The following is an 18,693-nucleotide window of genomic DNA, read 5'->3' on the forward strand; positions in this document are numbered from 1 at the left end:
GCAATCCGGGCGTTCCGGATGCGCACAAAAACAAAACGGTGCGACGGCCGCCTGGCCGTTCGCACCGTCAGTCAGCGCATCGGAGGTGAGACTTTACGGGAATCAGTCCTTGATCAGGAAACGCGCGCGATTCTTGCCGAGCCACGCCGGCGCGCGGCCTCGGCCGCTCCACGTCTCGCCGGTCTTCGGGTTCAGATACTTCGGCGGCAACGGACGCTTGGGCGTGGCAGCCACCGCGGCCGCAGGACGAAAACCGAGCTCTTCCGGCGTAATGTCGAATTCCTCGATTTTCGCCCTGATCTCGGCAATCGCATCGGTTACCGCCTTTTCGCGTTCCTTATCGATCTTCTGCTGCAGTTTTTCGAGTTGCGCTGTGAGTTGCCTGTAGGTCGCCATATCGATGGGACTCCCTGTGATTTATTTATAAAAGATAGTTGACTCGGCGCGAATGGAAAAGTGCCATTTACGATTCAGCGCCATCGCCTTTTACGATGACGGCATCAATTTCCACGCTTGCTCGTGCATGCGAAAAGCAGGCTACGCACGCCGCTGTCGACCGTTCGCCGAATCTCGTCGAAATCGCCATTGCAGGTGGCGCGCGCGACGTCCATGCAATTGTCCCAGGAATCGCCGCTCGTACACTGCACAAGCGTGGTCGGACGCCCGTCCGAAGTGAACAGCGGCGCACTTCCGCCGCATCCGCCGAGTCCCGCCATTAAAGCAATCAACCCCGCCCTTCGCAACAACGCGCCGTGCTGCCGACAGACCGACGCAAGGATGTGTTTCATTGTTCTTTCCGTCAATCGTTTTTCAAAACGTCCGGAGTATGCCATGCATGCGCGCGCACACGTCAATCATCCCGGCCCGGCGTCCACCGCGGATGCGCGTGCGGCCGGCGCGGATCGTCTGCAATACGCACGAATCCCTGCGCGACGTCAGGCAGCGCCGCCAGCGCGCACCGCACTGCCGCGCGGCATTACCCGTCGATGCCGAGCGCCGCGAGTTTCTTGTAGAAGGTTGCGCGGCCAATGCCGACGCGCGCCGCCGCGGCCGTCACCTTGCCGTTGCACGCGGCGAGCGCGTCGGTCAGGAATCGCCGTTCCCAGGCCGCGAACGCGTCCGCATACGGCACGGCGGGCACGTCCGGCTCCACGGGCGCCGGCGCCCGCGATACCGCCGGCGTGCCGTCGGGCGACGCGCGCGACGGCCCAAGAAACGGCGCGAGCGCGCGCGCGTCGATCACCGCGCGGTCGGACAGCATCAGCGCCCGCTCGAGCGTGTTCCGCAGCTCGCGCACGTTGCCCGGCCACGGATACGCGCACAGCATTCGCAGCGCGTCGTCGGTCAGTTCGCAATGCGCGGCATGGCCGTGCTGCGCGGCCAGCTCCTCGAGCGTCGCGTAAACCAGCGCCGCGATGTCGGACGCGCGCTCGCGCAATGGCGGCGCGTGGATCGTCAGCACGTTGAGGCGGTAATAGAGATCGGCACGGAAGCGCCCCGCCGCGACGAGCGCCGGCAGGTCGGCCGACGTCGCCGCGATGATCCGCACGTCGGCACGCACGATGCGGTTCGATCCGAGCGGCTCGAACTCCTTGTCCTGCAGCACGCGCAGCAGCTTGCCCTGCAGCGGCAGCGGCATGTCGCCGATTTCGTCGAGAAACAGCGTGCCGCCGTCGGCCAGCTCGAACTTGCCGACCCGTCCCCGGCGATCGGCGCCGGTGTACGCGCCCGGCGCCGCGCCGAAGAATTCCGTTTCGAGCAGCGCGTCGGGGATCGCCGCGACGTTGACGGTCACGAGCGGCTTGAGCGCCCGCGGCGACGCCGCATGAATCGCGTGCGCCAGCAGTTCCTTGCCCGTGCCGGTCTCGCCGAGCAGCAGCACCGGCGAATCGACCCGCGCCGCGCGGCGCGCCTGCCGCTTGGTCTCGAGGCTCGCCGCGCTGGTGCCGACGAAGCTTGCGAACGTGTATTTCGCGCGGCGCGCCTGCGCGAGCGAACGCTGCGTCGCGATCAGCTCCTGCTGGACCTGCAGGTAGCGCGAAAAAATCGGCGTGAGGGTCTTCAGTTGATCGAACAGCGCGAAGCCGATCGCGCCAACCGTCTCGCCCGCCTCGTTCTTCAGCGGCAGGCGGGTCACGACGAGCGGCTCGCGGCCCGTCTCCATGATGTCGAGCAGGATCGGCTGCCCCGTCGCCACGACCTCGCGCATCAGGCTGTGCGGAATCACGGCCTCGCAGTCGAGACCGATCGCCTGCTGCGGGTCGGCGAGGCCGAAGCGCGCGGCATAGCGCTCGTTCATCCACACGATGCGCGCGTCGCGATCGACGATCAGCGTGCCGGCGCTCGAATCCTCAAATGTCCTGAACAGCGATTCGGCGGCACGCCGCAGGATGTCGCCGTAATCGACGGGCAAGCCGGCCCAGTCGTTCATCATGGTGTCGTCGTCTCCGCTTGTCGTGATGCGCCGTCTCCAAAGCGGGACGATTATCTCATTCCCGAGACATCCGGCAATGCCCCGTCAATAAACGGTCAGGATGCCAATTCGAGTTTTCCGTCCGAACATTTCGTCTCCCGAACGAGACGTTTTCTGTAGAATCGACTGACAATTGACCGGCGCTGGCCCGCCGGCCACCGGCGGACACGCGTCCGGCGGCGCACTCCGGCCGATGGCACGAAACCTGCACGAACGTGAGCCGGCCCGCGGCGCGGCATGCCGCACGCGGCCGAACGACAACCAAAGCAATAGGAGACTCTCTTGTCATTCGTGATCGTCCTCGCCGCGCTGGCGTTCCTGATGTTCGCCGCATACCGCGGCTACAGCGTGATCCTGTTCGCGCCCATCGCCGCGCTCGGCGCGGTGCTCATGACCGATCCGGCCGCGGTCGCGCCGGTGTTCTCCGGCATCTTCATGGAGAAGATGGTCGGCTTCGTCAAACTGTATTTCCCGGTGTTTATGCTCGGCGCCGTGTTCGGCAAGGTGATCGAACTGTCCGGCTTCTCCGAGGCGATCGTCCATGCGGCAATCCGCTACATCGGCCGATCGCGCGCCAATGCGGTGATCGTCGCGGTGTGCGCGCTGCTCACCTACGGCGGCGTGTCGCTGTTCGTCGTCGTGTTCGCCGTGTATCCGTTCGCGGCCGAGCTGTACCGCCAGAGCAACATTCCGAAGCGGCTGATGCCCGGCGCGATCGCGCTCGGCGCGTTCTCGTTCACGATGGATTCGCTGCCCGGCACGCCGCAGATCCAGAACATCATCCCGAGCACGTTCTTCAAGACGACCGCGTGGGCCGCGCCCGCGCTCGGCACGATCGGCTCGGTGTTCATCGTGGCCGTCGGCCTGACGTACCTCGAATGGCGCCGCCGCGCCGCGATGGCCAGGGGCGAAGGCTACGGCACATCGCTCCTGAACGAGCCGGAGCGCGTCGAGACGGCGTCGCTGCCCCATCCGCTGCTCGCGATCTCGCCGCTGATCCTGGTCGGCGTCGCGAACTTCGCGCTCACCAAGCTGATTCCGGTCTGGTACGGCGCCGCGTCGTATACGGTCGCGCCCGACGTGCTGCCCGGCGTGCATACGCCGGTGACGACGTCGATCAAGACCGTCGTCGCGATCTGGTCGGTCGAGGCCGCGCTGCTGCTCGGCATCCTGCTCGTCGTCGCCACGGCGTTCCGCCGCGTCAGCGATCGTTTTGCCGCCGGCTCCAAAGCGGCGGTCGGCGGCGCGCTGCTCGCCGCGATGAACACCGCGTCGGAGTATGGCTTCGGCGGCGTGATCGCCGCGCTGCCGGGCTTTCTCGTCGTCGGCGACGCGCTCAAGAGCATCCCGAACCCGCTCGTCAACGCGGCGGTGTCGGTCAGCTCGCTGGCGGGCATCACCGGCTCGGCGTCGGGCGGCATGAGCATCGCGCTCGCCGCGATGTCGGACCTGTTCGTCAAGGGCGCGCAGGCGGCCAACATTCCGATGGACGTGCTGCACCGGGTCGTCGCGATGGCCAGCGGCGGCATGGACACGCTGCCGCACAACGGCGCGGTGATCACGCTGCTCGCGGTCACGGGGCTCACGCACCGCGAATCGTATCGCGACATCTTCGCCGTGACCGCGATCAAGACGCTGGCGGTGTTCTTCGTGATCGCCGTGTATTACGCGACCGGGCTCGTGTGACGCGCGCCGTTCGGCGCATGAGATGAGACAGCCGCCAAAGTCTGTCGTCGCCGTCAGGCTTTGGTGGGCAATGCCACTTGGACCGTCATCAGGCTTCGCTGGCCCAACGCCCGGCCAAGGCGGTTGCGGCCAATCATCGCAACGCTGAAATTCCGTCGAAGATCCTTCACAATACCGGGCGGCGACGCGTTCGCGTCCTGTTCCAGCGAGGGCCACCCGCACCATCCACACGCACGTCACGGCGTCGTGATCGAATCGCCTTTCCCGCGCGCGCCGCCTGCCGGCGATCCGCACCGGCGACCGCCGTCCGCCCTACCCGAACCCGCAGCCCCAGACAGGCCGTCCATGCTGACACCGGCGATCACGATCCTGATTCCCTCGCTGACGAGCCTGATCATCACGGTGCTGCTGGCATCGCTGCGCGGCTCGAACGTGCCCGGAATCGCCGACTGGATCTGGTCGAACGTGCTGCTGGCCGTCGCGCTGCCGCTGCTGCTGTTCCGCCACCTGCTGCCGGACGCGATCGCGATCCTGTTGCCCAACATCCTGCTGATGGCCGCGACCGCGCTGTACTACGCCGGCTGCAGCCGTTTCGTCGGCAAGCGGCCGAACTGGCCGATCGTCGCGCCGCTCGCAGCCGGCGTCTGCGCAGGGTTCGTGTATTACATCTTCGTCGTCGACCACATCCCGGCCCGGGTGTTGCTGATCTCGTGCTATTCGGGCGTGCTGCTCGCGCTGGCGGCCGAACGGCTGCTGACGCGGCCCGCCCGGCCGCAATCCGCGCGGTTGCACGATCTGTCCGCCGCGATCGCCATCGGCTCTTTGCTGGTCCATGTCGCGCGCGCCGTCTATTTCCTGCCGCTCGACGCTCGCACAGGCGAGCTGCTGTTCATGTCGAAGGGCAACGTCGTGCTGATGATCGTCGCGGCGGCCACGCTGCCGATGCTGTCGATGGCGTCGATCATGCTCGTGCATGATGCGCTGCTCGCCGAGGCTCGCCATGCGGCGGACCGCGACTTCCTGACGGGCACGATGTCCCGCCGCGCGTTCGAACATCGTGTCGAACGTCATTTCCCGTCCCAGCCGGCCCACGCCGCCGGCCTGGCGGCGCTGATCCTGATCGACATCGACCACTTCAAGTCGATCAACGATACGTACGGGCACGCCGGCGGCGACACGGTCCTGCGGGAATTCGGCGCGGTGGTCCAGGCGAACCTGCGCGGCGACGCGACGGTCGGCCGGATCGGCGGCGAGGAGTTCGCGGTGTTCGTGCCCGAGCTATCGCTCAAGGAAGCGCTGCGGATCGCGGAACGGCTGCGGCACGCCGTCGAACAGACGCCGGTCATCACCGCGCAAGGGACGTGCCGCTATACGATCAGCTGCGGCGTCGCCGTCCTTGCCGCCAGCCAGGGCTACGAACAGCTGTACGCGCAGGCAGACGCGAACCTCTATACGGCGAAGCATTCGGGCCGCAACCGCGTGGCCGCGTGAGCGCGCCTGCCCGCGTGAGGCGCGGCCTCCTCCACCCATGCCGCGTTTTGCTGCGTGACTTCGTCCATCTGCCCGACCTTCGTGAAGGACTCGACGTATTGCGCGCGCGCCTGCTTGAGCTGGCTCAGGAGCGTCTTGCCTTGCTGCGCGCGAATGAGCTTTTCGAGGGTCTGCACGTTGCCGTTGACCCGATCCTTGTTCTCCGCGATTTTGCGGAAGACCTGGTCTTTGCGGTCCTGCTCGCTGGTGACGATCAATTCCAGGGTCCGGCGTGCGTTGGATCGCATCGTGCTGTCGATTGCGTTCGCTGCCTGAGCGTTGACCCAGTCGGATTCGATCAGCTCGTCGTTCAGGTTTCCGATGTTGATGAAGCGCGATGAGCCGCCATCGCACTCCACCGTACATATTGGGAAATCATCCAGTCCGAATCCTCCCGTTCAGAAGGTCTCCCAACTGGAATTCGCCAGGTCGGCTTCGGCGGAAGATCCCGATCGCGGCAGGCTGGCACCCGTGGGCGCCACCGCACGCGGCGCTTTGACAAAGGCGCTCGCCGCGCGTGTGCGGGACAAGGCTGCCGGTGCCCTGTCCGCACGCAGCGTACGCGCCAACGTTGGCGTCGACGACACGACTGACACTGACGCGTCATGCGCAAAAGTAAACGAGGAAACAGCCTCCTTCATCCGGCCGGCCTGCACGTCGAGCGCTTGCGCGGCGGCGGCGGCCTCCTCGACCAGCGCCGCGTTCTGCTGGGTGACCTCGTCCATCTGGACGACCGCCTGGCCGACCTGCTCGATGCCCCGGCTCTGCTCGTCGGATGCGGCGGTAATTTCGCCGGCCAGATCGAACACCTGCCGGATCGCCTGCTGAACCTTCGCCACCGTATCGCCCACCTCGGTCGCCTGGCGGGAGCCCGACTCGACTTGCTCAAGCGACGCCTCGATCAGCACCTTGATTTCCTTTGCGGCCGCGGCCGAACGCTGCGCCAGGCTTCGCACCTCCGACGCGACCACCGCGAAGCCACGCCCCTCCTCTCCGGCGCGGGCCGCCTCCACGGCGGCATTGAGCGCAAGGATGTTGGTCTGAAACGCGATGCCTTCGATCAGGCCGATGATCTCCGAAATCCTGCCCGCGCCCCGGCTGATCTCGGTCATGGTCGTCACCATTTCCTGAACGGACCGGTTGCTCGCGTCTGCCAGTCCGGTCGCATTCACGACCACCGCATTCGCCTGGCGGGCGTTATCGGCGTTTTGCTTCACCGTCACCGTCAGTTCGGTCATGCTGGCCGCGGTTTCCTCGAGCGAGGCCGCTTGCTGCTCGGTACGCGCGGACAAGTCGAGATTTCCGGCCGAGATCTGCCGCGACGCCGTGCTGACGCTGTCGGCGGCGACATGGACCTGCGCCAGCACCTGGCCGATACGGTCCATCAGGTTGTTGAACGCGACCGCGGTCTGGCCGATCTCGTCCAGGTGCTCGACCGGCACGCGCCGGGTGAGATCGAGAGAGGCATTGACGTCCTGCAGCGTTTTCTGGATGCCCCCGATACCGCGGCCGAGCGAACTAATCTGCACCAGCACGTATGCCCAGGTCACGAGTGCGCCGACCACGAGCATCGAAATCATCATGGTCATCATGCGCTGATAGGCCGCCGCATCACGCTCGCGCGCCGCTTTCGATTCGCTGTTCAACAACGCGCTGAGCTTCATCACGTTCTGAAAAAGACTCACGCCGTACGGACGGACTTCGTTCGTCTCCACCGTCATTGCTTCCGGCACGTTCCCGGCCTGGAACAACTGCACGGCTTTCGATAGCGCCACACTGAATTTTTCGTGATTCCGCACGATCTCGTCCGCCAGCGGCTTGATGGCATCCGCCTTGTCGCTGCGCTCGAACAGCGCGAACTGCTCGTCGCTCGATTTCTGAAGATGCCGAATGAAATCAAATCGCTGCCGGCGCTCCGCCTGATCCGACAGGGCCATCGCCTCCATCACCTGGATGACCTCGACCAAGGTCGCGATGTAGGAACTCTCGATATATTGCGCGGGCAGCGTGAGTTGCTCATAGGTCTGCCGCGCTCGAATGTCGGCATTTCGGATTCCGTTCATTCCGATACCGGCAACGACGAAACACAACGTTCCAAGCATGGCGAAAGCAAGGACAACACGTGTCTTCAAGCTGCGATCAAGGCGATTCATTCGCTGGGGTTCCTCTTGCTTTTTCTATTCAGGTCGTGCCGGCATGCATGTCACCGGACTGGCGCCGCTAACGTGGCAATCCATCGATCATTTGACGCACGATCTTGTCCTGCCTCGGGTTGCGCATGGACATCACGCAAGCCGCATGCCAATCCAGATCGGCATGCGCACCACCGGCGTATCGCACCGGAATGGCCAGTGTCCGCAGGGGAAGCCGTCTGCAGCGCGCGGCACACCGCTCGTGCGCAGGGTTCGCCGAAGCGGGAACCGATTGATGAAATGATCAAGATCGCGAATGGCGGGTGCTTTCAATTTGATGAAAACAGCATCCGTGATTACCCTGAATGGCACCCACGCCGGCGGAGACGGTTGCGCGTACACCTTCATGCACGATCGCACGGCCGCCCTGTCGAGCCTAAAGTTTCCGCACGCGTCTCCGATAACCCGAATGTCGGTGCTTGAACCACGATGGCGTATTGCGCGCACATCGTTACATTTTTTATAACACCAGCATCCCAAGGAGACCGGTAAAGCGCGGCTGACGGGGAACACCCCGAGTCGACCACGCTCAACCTCACACATCACATGATCAAGCGCTACGCAACGAACCTCGCCTTGTCGTCTGCATTGCTTGCCGTTTGCTGCACGGCATTCGCTGCCCCGGCCATCCCCGCGCAGTTCCGCGGAATCTGGACGGCGCCGTCCGAATGCCCGGTCTACAAGCAGTCCGGCGCGACGGACACCGGCGTCTCCGTGACGCCGACCGGTGTTCAGCAGTATGAAACCTACTGTGAGCTCAAGAAAGTCGTGCGCACAGACGCCAGCACCTTTGCCGGACGCTTCACGTGCAACGTCGAAGGCGCAACGTCGACCGAAACGATCAAGCTGACGCTTGCCGGCGGTCAGCTTCGGTACAACGGCGCCGCCGCGCTGTCGCCGTGCCGATAACGCAAACACACGCGTGACGACAGACACACGCCGCGTGACGACATGCCCCGGGCCTGCATAAAGAGGGCGTGCGCGCTTCCTTTCGGGCCGTTCAATCGCCGTTCCACCACAACTTACCGTTATTCCATGAAGACACTTCTCAAGATCTCGATCGTTGCCGCCGCGCTGACCGCTTCCGCCTTCACGCAAGCCGCGGGATGGAAATTCGACCGTGACCAGAACCAGCACCAGGACGATGCGCTGTTCGCGCACGGCTCGTCGGAAAAGGTCGCCGCGGTGGTCGGCAAGAGCTTCGCCGTCGACGTCGGCTGCTATTCGGTCACGCCGAGCCAGTCCGGCATGTTCATCCGGATCTCCGGCCCGAGGACGATGGACGATGCGGGCACGTCGGCCGCATTGCAGATCAACGGCAAGCGCTACCCGCTCAAGATGGCGTTCGTCAACAACGCCGAAGGCTGGATCTGGCAGGACGACGGCACCGACTGGCGCAGCGGCCTGTACCAGGCGCTCGAGAGCGGGAAATCGCTGAAGGTGACGATGCTCGGCACGACCGAGGCGATCCCGATGACCGGCGCCCAGGGCGCGATGGCGAGGCTCAAGCAGGCCTGCAACTAACCCCGGCGCGACAGCCGGCGGGATCGGCGATGCCGGCGGCGTCCGGCATCGCCCGGCGCCGGTTCGCATAGCGATCCGCCTGCCGCGTCGCAAAAGCGCCGAGGGCCGACGCGATCGACAGCAGCCCCTTCGCGACGTACAGGACGATCAGCGCGCCTGCGAGATCGCCGACGCACATCGCCACGAATCGCCGCGCGAGGTGATCGGTATCGCCTTGCAGCGCGAACCAGACGTGATGATCTCCTGATTGAGCCACAGCGACACGACGAACGCGGCGGCCGTGCCCGCCACCGGCCAGAAATGCAAACGTAAGCCAGACGTTGACGTAAAATGAGCGCCGAGCCCGCTCAGCCATGCCTCGTGACCGGCGCAACAGGCTCTCGTACCGCCGCTATTCCTGCATGAACGGAGAGTGCCGCAGCAATGCCGCGTCCAGCCGAAATCTATCTGCGATTCCTGCAGCTCGCCGATGCACTGCGCGGCCTCCCGTCCCTTCCGTCGCTCGACCCGCTCGAAGAGCGCATCCTCGATTTCATCGCGCGCGCCACGCACGCCAACGAGCGCCTCTCGGTGCGCGACATGATGAACCATCCCGAGCTCGCGTCGCCCGCCACGCTGCATGCCCGCATCACGTCGATGCGCGACAAGGGCTGGATCATGCTGAGCGACACCGACGATGCACGGCGCAAGCAGATCGAGCTCACGCCCGCCGCGCTGCGCCATTTCGACAAACTGTCCGAGTGCCTGCTCAAGGCAACGCGGCACAAATAAGGGCATTCCCGCCATCGCCGGCTGCGCTGTCGCTCGCGTTTTCCCCGATACCCAACCGCTTCCGCCAACGCCGTCCGGAGGCTTTTTGGGTGCCACATCATCGGCATGAAACGTCAGACGCCGCGCCGGTACAGCCCTCATTTCGGGCCGTACGAAAATGCTCCGTCGCTGCCGCCGGTTCGCGTTAAACTCTGTGACGCTGTTTGCAACAACGACATCTTCGCCATTACGGCACAAACGACACGAGGATTGGTTCGATGCGCACTACCGGCTCATCCGGGGCTATGACCCTGCTCACCGAACACGACCCGGCCGACGGCCGCGAACTGCGCTCGTTGCGCCTGGAAGCCACTGCCGACGGCAAGAGCGTGCTGCTCGTCGAAATCGACGAACGCAAGCCCGGCGTGCATCGCGAGGTCCGCTACGAAATCACGCCCGCCGAGCTGATCGCCGCGATCCGTTCGAACGGCACCGAGCTGCATGGGGAAAACCATGGCGCGGCATTGCTCGCGCGCAGTTCCACCTGACCCGCCCGGCCGGTGAGCCGCGCACCGCGCGCCGGCTCACCGTCATCGTCGCGCCCCGCCGCCGTCTTGAAAATGGCCGATAATCGGACCACCTGAACGCCGTCCACACGCGTCCGATCCTTCGTATCCCGTCATGCTTCGTGACCTTGTCGCCCAGTACGGGCCGCTCCTCGTATTCGCCAACGTGCTCGCCGCCGCGCTCGGACTGCCGGTGCCCGCGATGCCGACGCTCGTGCTGTTCGGCGCAATGGTCGCGCTGCATCCGGCGGCCATCGGCGCGCAACTCGCGACCGTGCTGCTGCTGTCCGTGCTCGGGGCGCTGATCGGCGACACCGTGTGGTACGCGGCAGGCCGCCGTTATGGCGGCAGCACGCTGAAAACCCTGTGCCGGCTGTCGCTGTCGCGTGACAGTTGCGTGAAAAAAACCGAGCGGTTCTTCGGCCGCTACGGCGTGCGGGTGCTCGCGGTCGCCCGCTTCATCCCGGGCCTGTCGCTCGTGTCGGTGCCGATGGCCGGCGCGCTCGGCACGCGCTATCGCACGTTCGCCGGCTACGACGCGCTCGGCGCGGCGCTCTGGACCGCCTGCGGGCTGATCGCGGGGCTGGCGTTCCACCGGCAGATCGACTGGCTGTTCGCCGGCGCGAGCCGGCTCGGCCGCGCGGCGCTGCTGATCGTGCTCGCGCTGCTCGCCGCGTACACGGCGGTCCGCTGGATGCGTCGCCGCGCGCTGATCCGCCAGCTCGCCAACGCGCGGATCGGCGTCGACGAGCTCGACGCGCTGCTGGCCGATGCGGCGTCGCCCGTCATCCTCGACGTGCGCTCCGTCGAACACCGCAAGCTCGACCCGTTCGCGATTCCCGGCGCGCAGTTCGCGGACGAGCGCCATATCGACGACATCGTCGCGCGTTACCCGCTGACCCAGAAGTTCGTCGTGTACTGCTCGTGCCCGAACGAGGTATCGGCGGCGCTGATGGCCAAGCGCCTCCTCGACGCGGGCTTCACCGACGCGCTCGCGCTGCGCGGTGGCCTCGACGCATGGCGCGACACCGGGCGCGCGTTGACGTCGCTCGCCGTCGGCGTGCCGGCGGGCGGCGCGTACGGAATGCATGCACTGAAAACGGATTGAGCGCCGAAGGCATCGTTCCCGCACGCGACAGCGGCCGGCGCGCGCCGCGGACAGACAGATAGGACTGCGACGAATTTGGCGTCGCAATGGCACTCGGCGCCACGAATCGACAGGCGGGCGCCGGCACCGGCTCGGTAATTTCCCTCAGGCGGCGTTGGGCCGCCCGCATTCCGCTGCGGGCGGCGCAACGCCGTCCTACACTGGAATCAACGCTCCACAAAGAAGCGGCATTCACAGGGAGAGATCGATGAAGAACCGGACGACGCGGCTGCTGCGCCAGCTCGCGGATATCCGCCGCGCGCAGCGCTGCACCGCGTTGCGCGCCGCGCGAGCCGCGGCGGACGTGGATCGCACGCTGGCGGAACCCGCCGAAGGCGAAGCCGGGCAGGACGACGACGACACGCAGGAAGCAGCGCCCGCCACCCCCGGCGAACGCAGCCGCCCGCCGCACTGACGCGTGGCTCGCGGCGAACCCGCCGGACGTCAGCGCACCGGCACGCGCCGCAGCGTCAATGCGCTGTGCGCGGCGGTCAGCGCGACCGCCAGCCAGATCGGCCCGTAAGTGGCGAGCTGCGCGGCCGTCAGCGTCTCGCCGAGCAGCAGCACCGCCACCGCGACGAGCAGCACCGGCTCCACATAGCCGAGGATGCCGAACAGCACCATCGGCAGCATCCGGCTGGCCTTCAGATAGCTCGCGAGCGCGACCGTGCTGAGCGCGCCGAGGCCCGGCAGCAGCACCGCCCACAGCAACGGGCGCGCGCTGACCGGCGTCGCGCTCGTCGCGGCCATCGCCGCCGCCACCGGACACAGCAGCGCGACCTCGGCGGCGAACGCCGCGAGCGAATCGACGTTGATTCGCCGCCGCAGCACGAAATACGGCGGATACCCGAGCGCGACGACGAGCGTCGGCCAGGCGAACGCGCGCGTCGCCCACACCTCGTGCGCGACGCCCAGCGCCGCGCATCCGACCGCCAGCCATTGCAGCGGATCGAGCCGTTCGTGGTAATGGAAGCGGCCGACGAGCACCATCGTCAGCGGCAACAGGAAATAGCCGAGCGACACCTCGAGCATCCGCCCGTGCAGCGGCGCCCAGAGAAACAGCCAGAGCTGCACGCCGAGCAGCGCGGCGCTCACGGGCAGCGCGAGCCACAGCGCGCGGTCGCGCACCATGCGCCCGGCGAGCGCGACCAGCGCCGGCCAGCGGCCGCGCAGCGCGATCAGCGCGAGCGCGCCCGGCGCGGTCCACAGAATCCGCCACGCGAATATGTCGAGCCCCGAAAGCGGCGCGAGCAGCTTCGCATACACCGACATCAGCGCGAACAGCGACGACGCCGTCACCGACAGCGCGATGCCGCGCCCGGTCTCCGGATAGCCCGTCATCGCGCGCTCAATGTTGCTGGAAACGCTCGTAGCGCTTGTCCGAATGCCGCTCCTCGAACGTCACTTCGGTCACCCGCGCCGACGGCGGCCCGTGCCGAAGCCACGCGAGCATCCGGTCGAGCTGGGCGGCCGGCCCCTGGATCAGGGCCTCGACGCTGCCGTCGTCGAGATTGGCGACCCAGCCGCGCAGCCTCAGCGCATGCGCCTCGCGCACCGTCGCATGACGAAAGCCGACACCTTGCACGATGCCGCGCACCCGCACGTAGTAGGTCTCGATCCGTTCGTCCAGTTCGTCGTGGCTCATCGCAGCCTCCCGTCTTTCCCATTCAAGCCCGGCATTGTAGACGTGTGCGGCGCAGCATGTCAGCGCCGCCTCCGCGCGCCGAACACGTACAATCTCGCACGACGCACAACTGCCGCGCGGTCCGCGCGTGCCCCAAAGGACTTGCATGACTGACACCTCACGCGATCTCGTTCTGGTCACCGGCGCTTCCGGTTTCGTCGGCTCGGCCGTCGCGCGCATCGCGCAGCAGAAAGGCTACGCAGTGCGCGTGCTCGTGCGCCCGACGAGCCCCCGCACCAACGTCGCGGATCTCGACGCGGAAATCGTCACCGGCGACATGCGCGACGAGGCATCGATGCGCGCCGCGCTGCGCGGCGTGCGCTACCTGCTGCACGTCGCCGCCGACTACCGGCTGTGGGCACCCGATCCGCACGAGATCGAGCGCGCCAACCTCGAAGGCGCGGTCGCGACGATGCGCGCCGCGCGCGCGGAAGGCGTCGAGCGGATCGTCTACACGAGCAGCGTCGCGACGCTGAAGGTGACGAGCGCGGGCATCGCCTCCGACGAGACCGCGCCGCTCACGGCCGACCAGGCGATCGGCGTCTACAAGCGCAGCAAGGTGCTGGCCGAGCGCGCGGTCGAGCGCATGATCGCCGACGAAGGGCTGCCGGCCGTGATCGTCAACCCGTCGACGCCGATCGGCCCGCGCGACGTGAAGCCGACGCCGACCGGCCGCATCATCGTCGAGGCGGCGCTCGGCAAGATTCCGGCATTCGTCGACACCGGCCTGAACCTCGTGCACGTCGACGACGTCGCGAACGGCCATTTCCTCGCGCTGGAACGCGGCCGCATCGGCGAGCGCTACATTCTCGGCGGCGAGAACCTGCCGCTGCAGACGATGCTCGCCGACATCGCGCAGATGACGGGCCGCAAGGCGCCGACCCTCGCGCTGCCGCGCTGGCCGCTGTATCCGCTCGCGCTCGGCGCGGAGGCGGTCGCGAAGTTCACGAAGAAGGAGCCGTTCGTCACCGTCGACGGGCTGCGGATGTCGAAGAACAAGATGTATTTCACGTCGGCGAAGGCGGAGCGCGAGCTGGGCTACAACGCACGGCCGTATCGCGAGGGCCTGCGCGACGCGCTCGACTGGTTCTGCGAGGCGGGCTACCTGAAGTGACGCGCCGGGCGGCACGCCCTGCACTTTGTTACACGCGACGCGCGAACCGGCATCGGCGCAGCAGGTAAAATCGTGGGTCTTACGTAGAGATATCACGCATGAACCTGAACGATCAGATCGATGCGCTCGACGCCGGCGTCGATCAACTCATCCACGCCGCCGACGCCGCCGGGAACGCGGCGCGTCAAGCCGAGGAAGCCGCGCGCGCGGCAGCCGCGGACGCTGAAGCCGCTGCGCAGCGTCACGCCATCGCCACGACCGAGGCGGATGCCGCCGCGCAACGCCATGCCGCCGCCACGGCCGAAGCGGAAGCCGCCGCGCAGCGCCATGCCGCCGCCGTGGCCGAAGCGGAAGCCGCCGCACAACGCCATGCCGCCGCCGCCGCTGACGCCGAGGCCGCCGTCCAGCGTCACACGGCGGCCGCCACGGACGCCGAAGCGATCGTGCAGCGCCACGCCACGGCGATTGCCGAAGCCGAGGCCACCGCGCAGCGCCATGCCGCCGCGATCGCCGAGGCCGAAGCCACAGCGCAACGCCATGCCACCGCGACTGCCGAGGCCGAAGCCACGTCGCAGCGCCACGCCGCCGCCATCGCCGAGGCTGAAGCTGCCGCGCAGCGTCATACCACCGCGATCGCCGAGGCGGAAGCCACGTCGCAGCGCCACGCCGCCGCCATTGTCGAGGCCGAAGCTGCCGCCCAGCGCCACGCCACCGCGACCGCCGAGGCGGAAGCAGTCGTGCAGCGCCACGTCATCGCCACAGCGGAAATGGAAGCCACCGCATCCCGGCCGGCAGACGCCACCACTGATTCTGCGATCGAATCCGCTGCGGCCGTTGCCGATGCGCCCGCCACGTCCGGCGCCGAAGCGACGCACGACGCAGCCCCGGCCGTCGAAATCGCCGCGGCAGTCGACGCCGGCGCCGCTGGGTCCGCCGCCGACGACGCGGCAATCGCCGTCGCGCCCCATGAAGCGGCACCGGCCGAAGCCGCGCCCGCCGCTCACGCACAGGCGGCTCCCGCCGACGCGGCCGAACACGACGCACCCGCGGCACCCGAGGAAAATTCGACGCTGCAGGTGTCGCGCCCGAGCCAGAACGAGATCACGCTGTCCATCAACGGCCAGTCGATCACGTTGCATCCGGAGCAGTTGGGCCAGTTGATCGAGGAACTCGCGCACGCGCGCGCGTCGATGCAGCCCGAGCAGCCGACGGGCATCCCGAGCGGCTGGCGATTCGTGTCGACGAAGAACCCGATGATGGCGGTGCAGAAGCAATCGAACGGCGACCGCCTCCTGGTCGCGCGCCATACCGGCTACGGCTGGGTGCCTTTCACGTTCTCGCCGGACGTGGTGATTCAGATGTACATGATGCTCACGCAGCGGTGAGCGCGGGGCGGTGATCCGCCGCCCCGTTCGCGCCGGGCGCTGCAGAAGGACGCATACCCTGAGAAACAGAGGCCCGCATATTGAGAAAATCACGGGTTTCGCGCCCTGATGGCTCAACGTCATTGCGTATCCAAGCCCCGGTCAAGCAACCGGGGTTTTGTGTTTGCAGGAAGAGCCCCCGACGATGGCCATCAGCAAGCATCTGCGCGTTCTCGCACGCGCCGGCCTCATCACTGAGGGGCGCGACCGCCAGTTTCGCCCTTGTCGCATCGCGCCTGCGCCGCTCAAGCAGGCCGCCGACTGGGCACTGCAGTACCGCGCCCTGTGGGAGCAGCGCCTCGACCAGCTCGACAGCTACCTGCAGCAACTGCAACAGGAGCCGGCCAGGGACTCTCCCGGAAAGGCTGCACCGAAGACCACGTCCGAAGTTTCCTCAACCCGAACCAGGAAGACTCGCCACCATGACTGACAAACTTTCCGTTCCCTTCGTCATCGAGCGCCGCTTCGCTGCGCCGCGCGAACTCGTATACGCCGCGTTGACTGAAGCCGAGCATTTGAGTGCGTGGATGAGCCCACCCGGGATGGAAATGTCCCACTGCACGGTGGATGCGCGTATCGGTGGCGTCTTTCACTACGCGATGAAGCCGCGTAGTGCGCCCGACGCTCCGGCGATGTGGGGCAAGTGGACGTTCCGCGAATTGACGCCCCCCGAGCGCATCGTCGTCGTCGTGCAGTTCAGTGATGCCGAAGGCGGCGTGACGCGACATCCGATGTCCGCGCTATGGCCACTTCATACGCTATCGACAACCACGCTAAGCGAAATCGAGGGGGGCACCACGTTACTGCATCTCGAATGGCGCGCGCTGGACGCCAGCGAAGCCGAAGAAGCCATCTTCGACGCGTCGCACGCCAGCATGTCTCAAGGCTGGGGCGGAAGCATGGACGCGCTCGACAAGTACCTCACGCAGCAGCAAGCCGAGCGCTGAGTCGAGAGACAAGAAAGAAGCGCACTTTACGGTGCGCTTCCATCCCTGGTGATGGAAGCGCATTCGAGTACCTGCGGAAATGGTCGATGCGTTTCCTGTTGCCGGAAGAAACGGGTCAGCATATGCGCCCTGCTTCTCGGGATTTTCTTCCCCCATCGCCCGCCGAGCCTTGTCTGACAAGAGCCACTTTCCCGGGAGATGGGTTCATCTACACGCTCAGCGGTCCTGCACCGGCGCCTGCACGCGGGCCTTCCACTGGCCGCCCTTGCCGCGCCAGTAGCGCCATGCCGACGCGAAGGTCGCGCCGACGTAGAACAGCGCGACGAGCGGCAGCACCGGCGCCCACCACGGCGAACGCCGGTAGTAGCGCAGCATCGGCGCGTAGGCGGTGCACATCGACGCCCACGCGAGCCACGCCGGCCAGGCGCGCGCGCCGTAGACGAGCGACGCGACCGGCGGCACCAGATAGATGATCGTCATGCCGAGCAGCGTGCCGGCCAGCAGCCACGACGAATAGTGCAGCTGCGTGAAGGCCGTGCGGGCAATCATGTTCCAGATGTCGCGCCAGCTGTCGTACGGGCGCAGCGACACGCTGCGGTCCGCCAGGTCGAGACGGATCGGGTGGCGCCCGTCGCCGCGATGCTTGATCTGCGCGGCGAGGCTGCAATCGTCGATCAGCGCGCCGCGGATCGACTCGATGCCGCCCGCCTCTTCCAGCGCGGTACGCTTCACGAGCATGCAGCCGCCCGCCGCGCCGGCCGTCTTGTTGCGCGGGTTGTTGATCCACGAGAACGGATAGAGCTTCGCGAAGAAAAACACGAACGCGGGAATCATCGCCTTTTCCCAGAACGAGTCGCATCGCAGCCGCACCATCAGCGACACGAGATCTCGGCCTTCGGCCTGCGCGCGGGTGACGAGCTGGGTCACGGCGTCGGCCGGATGGCCGATGTCCGCATCGGTCAGCAGCAGATAGTCGGCCGGCAGCCCGAGCGTACGCACCGCCGCGATCCCCTGCGACTGCGCCCAGACCTTGCCCGACCAGCCGGCCGGCAGCGGCTTCGCGCCGAGCACCGTCAGGCGGTCGGCGCGGCCGATCGCAAGCGCCGCGGCGCGTGCGGCATCGGCGGTGCCGTCGGTGCTGTGGTCGTCGACAATGATCAGATGAAATTCGCCCGGGTAATCCTGTTCGAGCAGCGAGGTCGCGGCCTCGGCGATCACGTCGGCTTCATTGCGGGCCGGCACGACCGCCACCACGGCCGGCCAGCCGTCGGCCGCCGCGGTGCCGCGCGCCTCCGGCGGCAGCGGCCGCGCGGGCTGCGCGCGCCAGAAGCCGCCCCGGCCCGCCAGCAATACAATCCAGATCAGCAGCGACAGGCACGACAGCAGAAAAACGACCGCGAGCATCATTGCCGCCCCTCCTGCCGCACGGCGCGGCGGCCGACGGCCGGACGGCCCGCAGAGGGTGCCGGGACGGCAACAAGGGTCTGGTACGGGGCGCGCGGTGCGGCGCCGGCGGTCCGGCGCGCGTGCGGCGCGGGGCAATGCGCGTAAGAATCGATGATCATCGAGTAGGCCTTGAGATGTGCTCGACCGTCAGGCAACCGAAAGGAAGTCTGCAAAACCGTCTAGTTTACTGGGTTCCGCGCACATGGGCGC

The 18,693-nt window shown here is 66.9% G+C and carries 23 protein-coding genes; 12 read left to right on the plus strand and 11 right to left on the minus strand.

Features of this window, described 5'->3' with window-relative positions:
• Positions 1-102: 102 nt before the first annotated feature.
• The 3 genes from LIG30_RS21480 to LIG30_RS21490 all read right to left on the minus strand — a co-directional run bounded on the left by LIG30_RS21480 (position 103) and on the right by LIG30_RS21490 (position 2,434).
• Complete coding sequence (locus tag LIG30_RS21480; RefSeq protein ID WP_038715282.1) at positions 103-396, minus strand: H-NS histone family protein; 294 nt, start codon at positions 394-396, stop codon at positions 103-105.
• 104 nt (positions 397-500) lie between these two features.
• Complete coding sequence (locus LIG30_RS21485; protein ID WP_200929715.1) at positions 501-788, minus strand: hypothetical protein; 288 nt, start codon at positions 786-788, stop codon at positions 501-503.
• A gap of 188 nt (positions 789-976) precedes the next feature.
• Positions 977-2,434 carry a sigma-54 interaction domain-containing protein gene (locus LIG30_RS21490; RefSeq protein WP_038715283.1) on the minus strand — a complete coding sequence of 486 codons (1,458 nt, stop codon included), beginning with the start codon at positions 2,432-2,434 and terminating at the stop codon, positions 977-979.
• Positions 2,435-2,755: 321 nt separating this feature from the next.
• Between LIG30_RS21490 and LIG30_RS21495 the strand changes: the two genes are divergently transcribed.
• Complete coding sequence (locus tag LIG30_RS21495; RefSeq protein ID WP_038715286.1) at positions 2,756-4,159, plus strand: GntP family permease; 1,404 nt, start codon at positions 2,756-2,758, stop codon at positions 4,157-4,159.
• 345 nt (positions 4,160-4,504) lie between these two features.
• Positions 4,505-5,650: a GGDEF domain-containing protein gene (locus LIG30_RS21500; RefSeq protein ID WP_038715287.1), complete on the plus strand. Its 1,146-nt coding sequence runs from the start codon at positions 4,505-4,507 to the stop codon at positions 5,648-5,650.
• Here the strand turns inward: LIG30_RS21500 and LIG30_RS21505 are convergent.
• The 3 genes from LIG30_RS21505 to LIG30_RS26620 all read right to left on the minus strand — a co-directional run bounded on the left by LIG30_RS21505 (position 5,608) and on the right by LIG30_RS26620 (position 8,229).
• A complete protein-coding gene (locus tag LIG30_RS21505) occupies positions 5,608-6,048 on the minus strand; it encodes an MCP four helix bundle domain-containing protein (RefSeq protein WP_038715289.1) in 441 nt (146 codons plus the stop codon). The genes LIG30_RS21500 and LIG30_RS21505 overlap by 43 nt on opposite strands.
• Before the next feature lie 39 nt (positions 6,049-6,087).
• A complete protein-coding gene (locus LIG30_RS27560; RefSeq protein WP_038715291.1) occupies positions 6,088-7,842 on the minus strand; it encodes a methyl-accepting chemotaxis protein in 1,755 nt (584 codons plus the stop codon).
• Between the two features lie 132 nt (positions 7,843-7,974).
• Complete coding sequence (locus LIG30_RS26620; RefSeq protein WP_152986181.1) at positions 7,975-8,229, minus strand: hypothetical protein; 255 nt, start codon at positions 8,227-8,229, stop codon at positions 7,975-7,977.
• A 198-nt stretch (positions 8,230-8,427) separates the two neighbouring features.
• Between LIG30_RS26620 and LIG30_RS21515 the strand changes: the two genes are divergently transcribed.
• Positions 8,428-8,790, plus strand: coding sequence for a hypothetical protein (locus LIG30_RS21515; protein ID WP_038715293.1), 363 nt, complete (start codon positions 8,428-8,430; stop codon positions 8,788-8,790).
• A gap of 126 nt (positions 8,791-8,916) precedes the next feature.
• Positions 8,917-9,405: a hypothetical protein gene (locus tag LIG30_RS21520; protein ID WP_038715296.1), complete on the plus strand. Its 489-nt coding sequence runs from the start codon at positions 8,917-8,919 to the stop codon at positions 9,403-9,405.
• On the opposite strand, the gene LIG30_RS21525 is transcribed toward LIG30_RS21520, so the two are convergent.
• On the minus strand, positions 9,386-9,661 hold the full coding sequence (locus LIG30_RS21525) for a hypothetical protein (RefSeq protein WP_152986182.1): 276 nt from the start codon (positions 9,659-9,661) through the stop codon (positions 9,386-9,388). The two genes, LIG30_RS21520 and LIG30_RS21525, sit on opposite strands and share 20 nt — an antisense overlap.
• 167 nt (positions 9,662-9,828) lie before the next feature.
• On the opposite strand from LIG30_RS21525, the gene LIG30_RS21530 reads away from it, so the two are divergent.
• The 4 genes from LIG30_RS21530 to LIG30_RS21545 all read left to right on the plus strand — a co-directional run bounded on the left by LIG30_RS21530 (position 9,829) and on the right by LIG30_RS21545 (position 12,283).
• A complete protein-coding gene (locus LIG30_RS21530; protein WP_038715298.1) occupies positions 9,829-10,176 on the plus strand; it encodes a hypothetical protein in 348 nt (115 codons plus the stop codon).
• A 257-nt stretch (positions 10,177-10,433) separates the two neighbouring features.
• Positions 10,434-10,703: a hypothetical protein gene (locus LIG30_RS21535; RefSeq protein WP_038715300.1), complete on the plus strand. Its 270-nt coding sequence runs from the start codon at positions 10,434-10,436 to the stop codon at positions 10,701-10,703.
• A gap of 133 nt (positions 10,704-10,836) precedes the next feature.
• Positions 10,837-11,829 (plus strand): DedA family protein/thiosulfate sulfurtransferase GlpE, encoded by a 993-nt coding sequence (locus LIG30_RS21540; protein ID WP_051995120.1) that lies wholly within the window; start codon positions 10,837-10,839, stop codon positions 11,827-11,829.
• 247 nt (positions 11,830-12,076) lie between these two features.
• Entirely contained in the window at positions 12,077-12,283 is a 207-nt protein-coding gene (locus LIG30_RS21545; RefSeq protein WP_038715301.1) for a hypothetical protein, read from the plus strand.
• A gap of 29 nt (positions 12,284-12,312) precedes the next feature.
• Here the strand turns inward: LIG30_RS21545 and rarD are convergent, their stop codons facing one another.
• Positions 12,313-13,209 carry an EamA family transporter RarD gene (gene rarD, locus LIG30_RS21550; RefSeq protein ID WP_038715303.1) on the minus strand — a complete coding sequence of 299 codons (897 nt, stop codon included), beginning with the start codon at positions 13,207-13,209 and terminating at the stop codon, positions 12,313-12,315.
• Positions 13,210-13,216: 7 nt separating this feature from the next.
• Entirely contained in the window at positions 13,217-13,513 is a 297-nt protein-coding gene (locus LIG30_RS21555) for an acylphosphatase (RefSeq protein WP_038715305.1), read from the minus strand.
• A gap of 145 nt (positions 13,514-13,658) precedes the next feature.
• Between LIG30_RS21555 and hpnA the strand changes: the two genes are divergently transcribed.
• Positions 13,659-14,666, plus strand: coding sequence for a hopanoid-associated sugar epimerase (gene hpnA / locus LIG30_RS21560; protein ID WP_038715307.1), 1,008 nt, complete (start codon positions 13,659-13,661; stop codon positions 14,664-14,666).
• A gap of 92 nt (positions 14,667-14,758) precedes the next feature.
• On the opposite strand, the gene LIG30_RS27365 is transcribed toward hpnA, so the two are convergent.
• Positions 14,759-14,995, minus strand: coding sequence for a hypothetical protein (locus LIG30_RS27365; protein WP_235510355.1), 237 nt, complete (start codon positions 14,993-14,995; stop codon positions 14,759-14,761).
• 9 nt (positions 14,996-15,004) lie between these two features.
• Between LIG30_RS27365 and LIG30_RS21565 the strand changes: the two genes are divergently transcribed.
• The 3 genes from LIG30_RS21565 to LIG30_RS21575 all read left to right on the plus strand — a co-directional run bounded on the left by LIG30_RS21565 (position 15,005) and on the right by LIG30_RS21575 (position 17,037).
• Positions 15,005-16,051 carry a phage tail protein gene (locus tag LIG30_RS21565; protein WP_235510356.1) on the plus strand — a complete coding sequence of 349 codons (1,047 nt, stop codon included), beginning with the start codon at positions 15,005-15,007 and terminating at the stop codon, positions 16,049-16,051.
• A 184-nt stretch (positions 16,052-16,235) separates the two neighbouring features.
• Positions 16,236-16,520 carry an ArsR/SmtB family transcription factor gene (locus tag LIG30_RS21570; RefSeq protein ID WP_200929717.1) on the plus strand — a complete coding sequence of 95 codons (285 nt, stop codon included), beginning with the start codon at positions 16,236-16,238 and terminating at the stop codon, positions 16,518-16,520.
• On the plus strand, positions 16,513-17,037 hold the full coding sequence (locus tag LIG30_RS21575; protein WP_038715310.1) for an SRPBCC family protein: 525 nt from the start codon (positions 16,513-16,515) through the stop codon (positions 17,035-17,037). The genes LIG30_RS21570 and LIG30_RS21575 overlap by 8 nt, the downstream gene beginning before the upstream one ends.
• A gap of 216 nt (positions 17,038-17,253) precedes the next feature.
• On the opposite strand, the gene LIG30_RS21580 is transcribed toward LIG30_RS21575, so the two are convergent.
• Entirely contained in the window at positions 17,254-18,444 is a 1,191-nt protein-coding gene (locus tag LIG30_RS21580; protein ID WP_038715312.1) for a glycosyltransferase, read from the minus strand.
• Positions 18,445-18,693: the final 249 nt, after the last annotated feature.

It is taken from the genome of Burkholderia sp. lig30 (assembly GCF_000687455.2).
Lineage (GTDB): Bacteria > Pseudomonadota > Gammaproteobacteria > Burkholderiales > Burkholderiaceae > Burkholderia.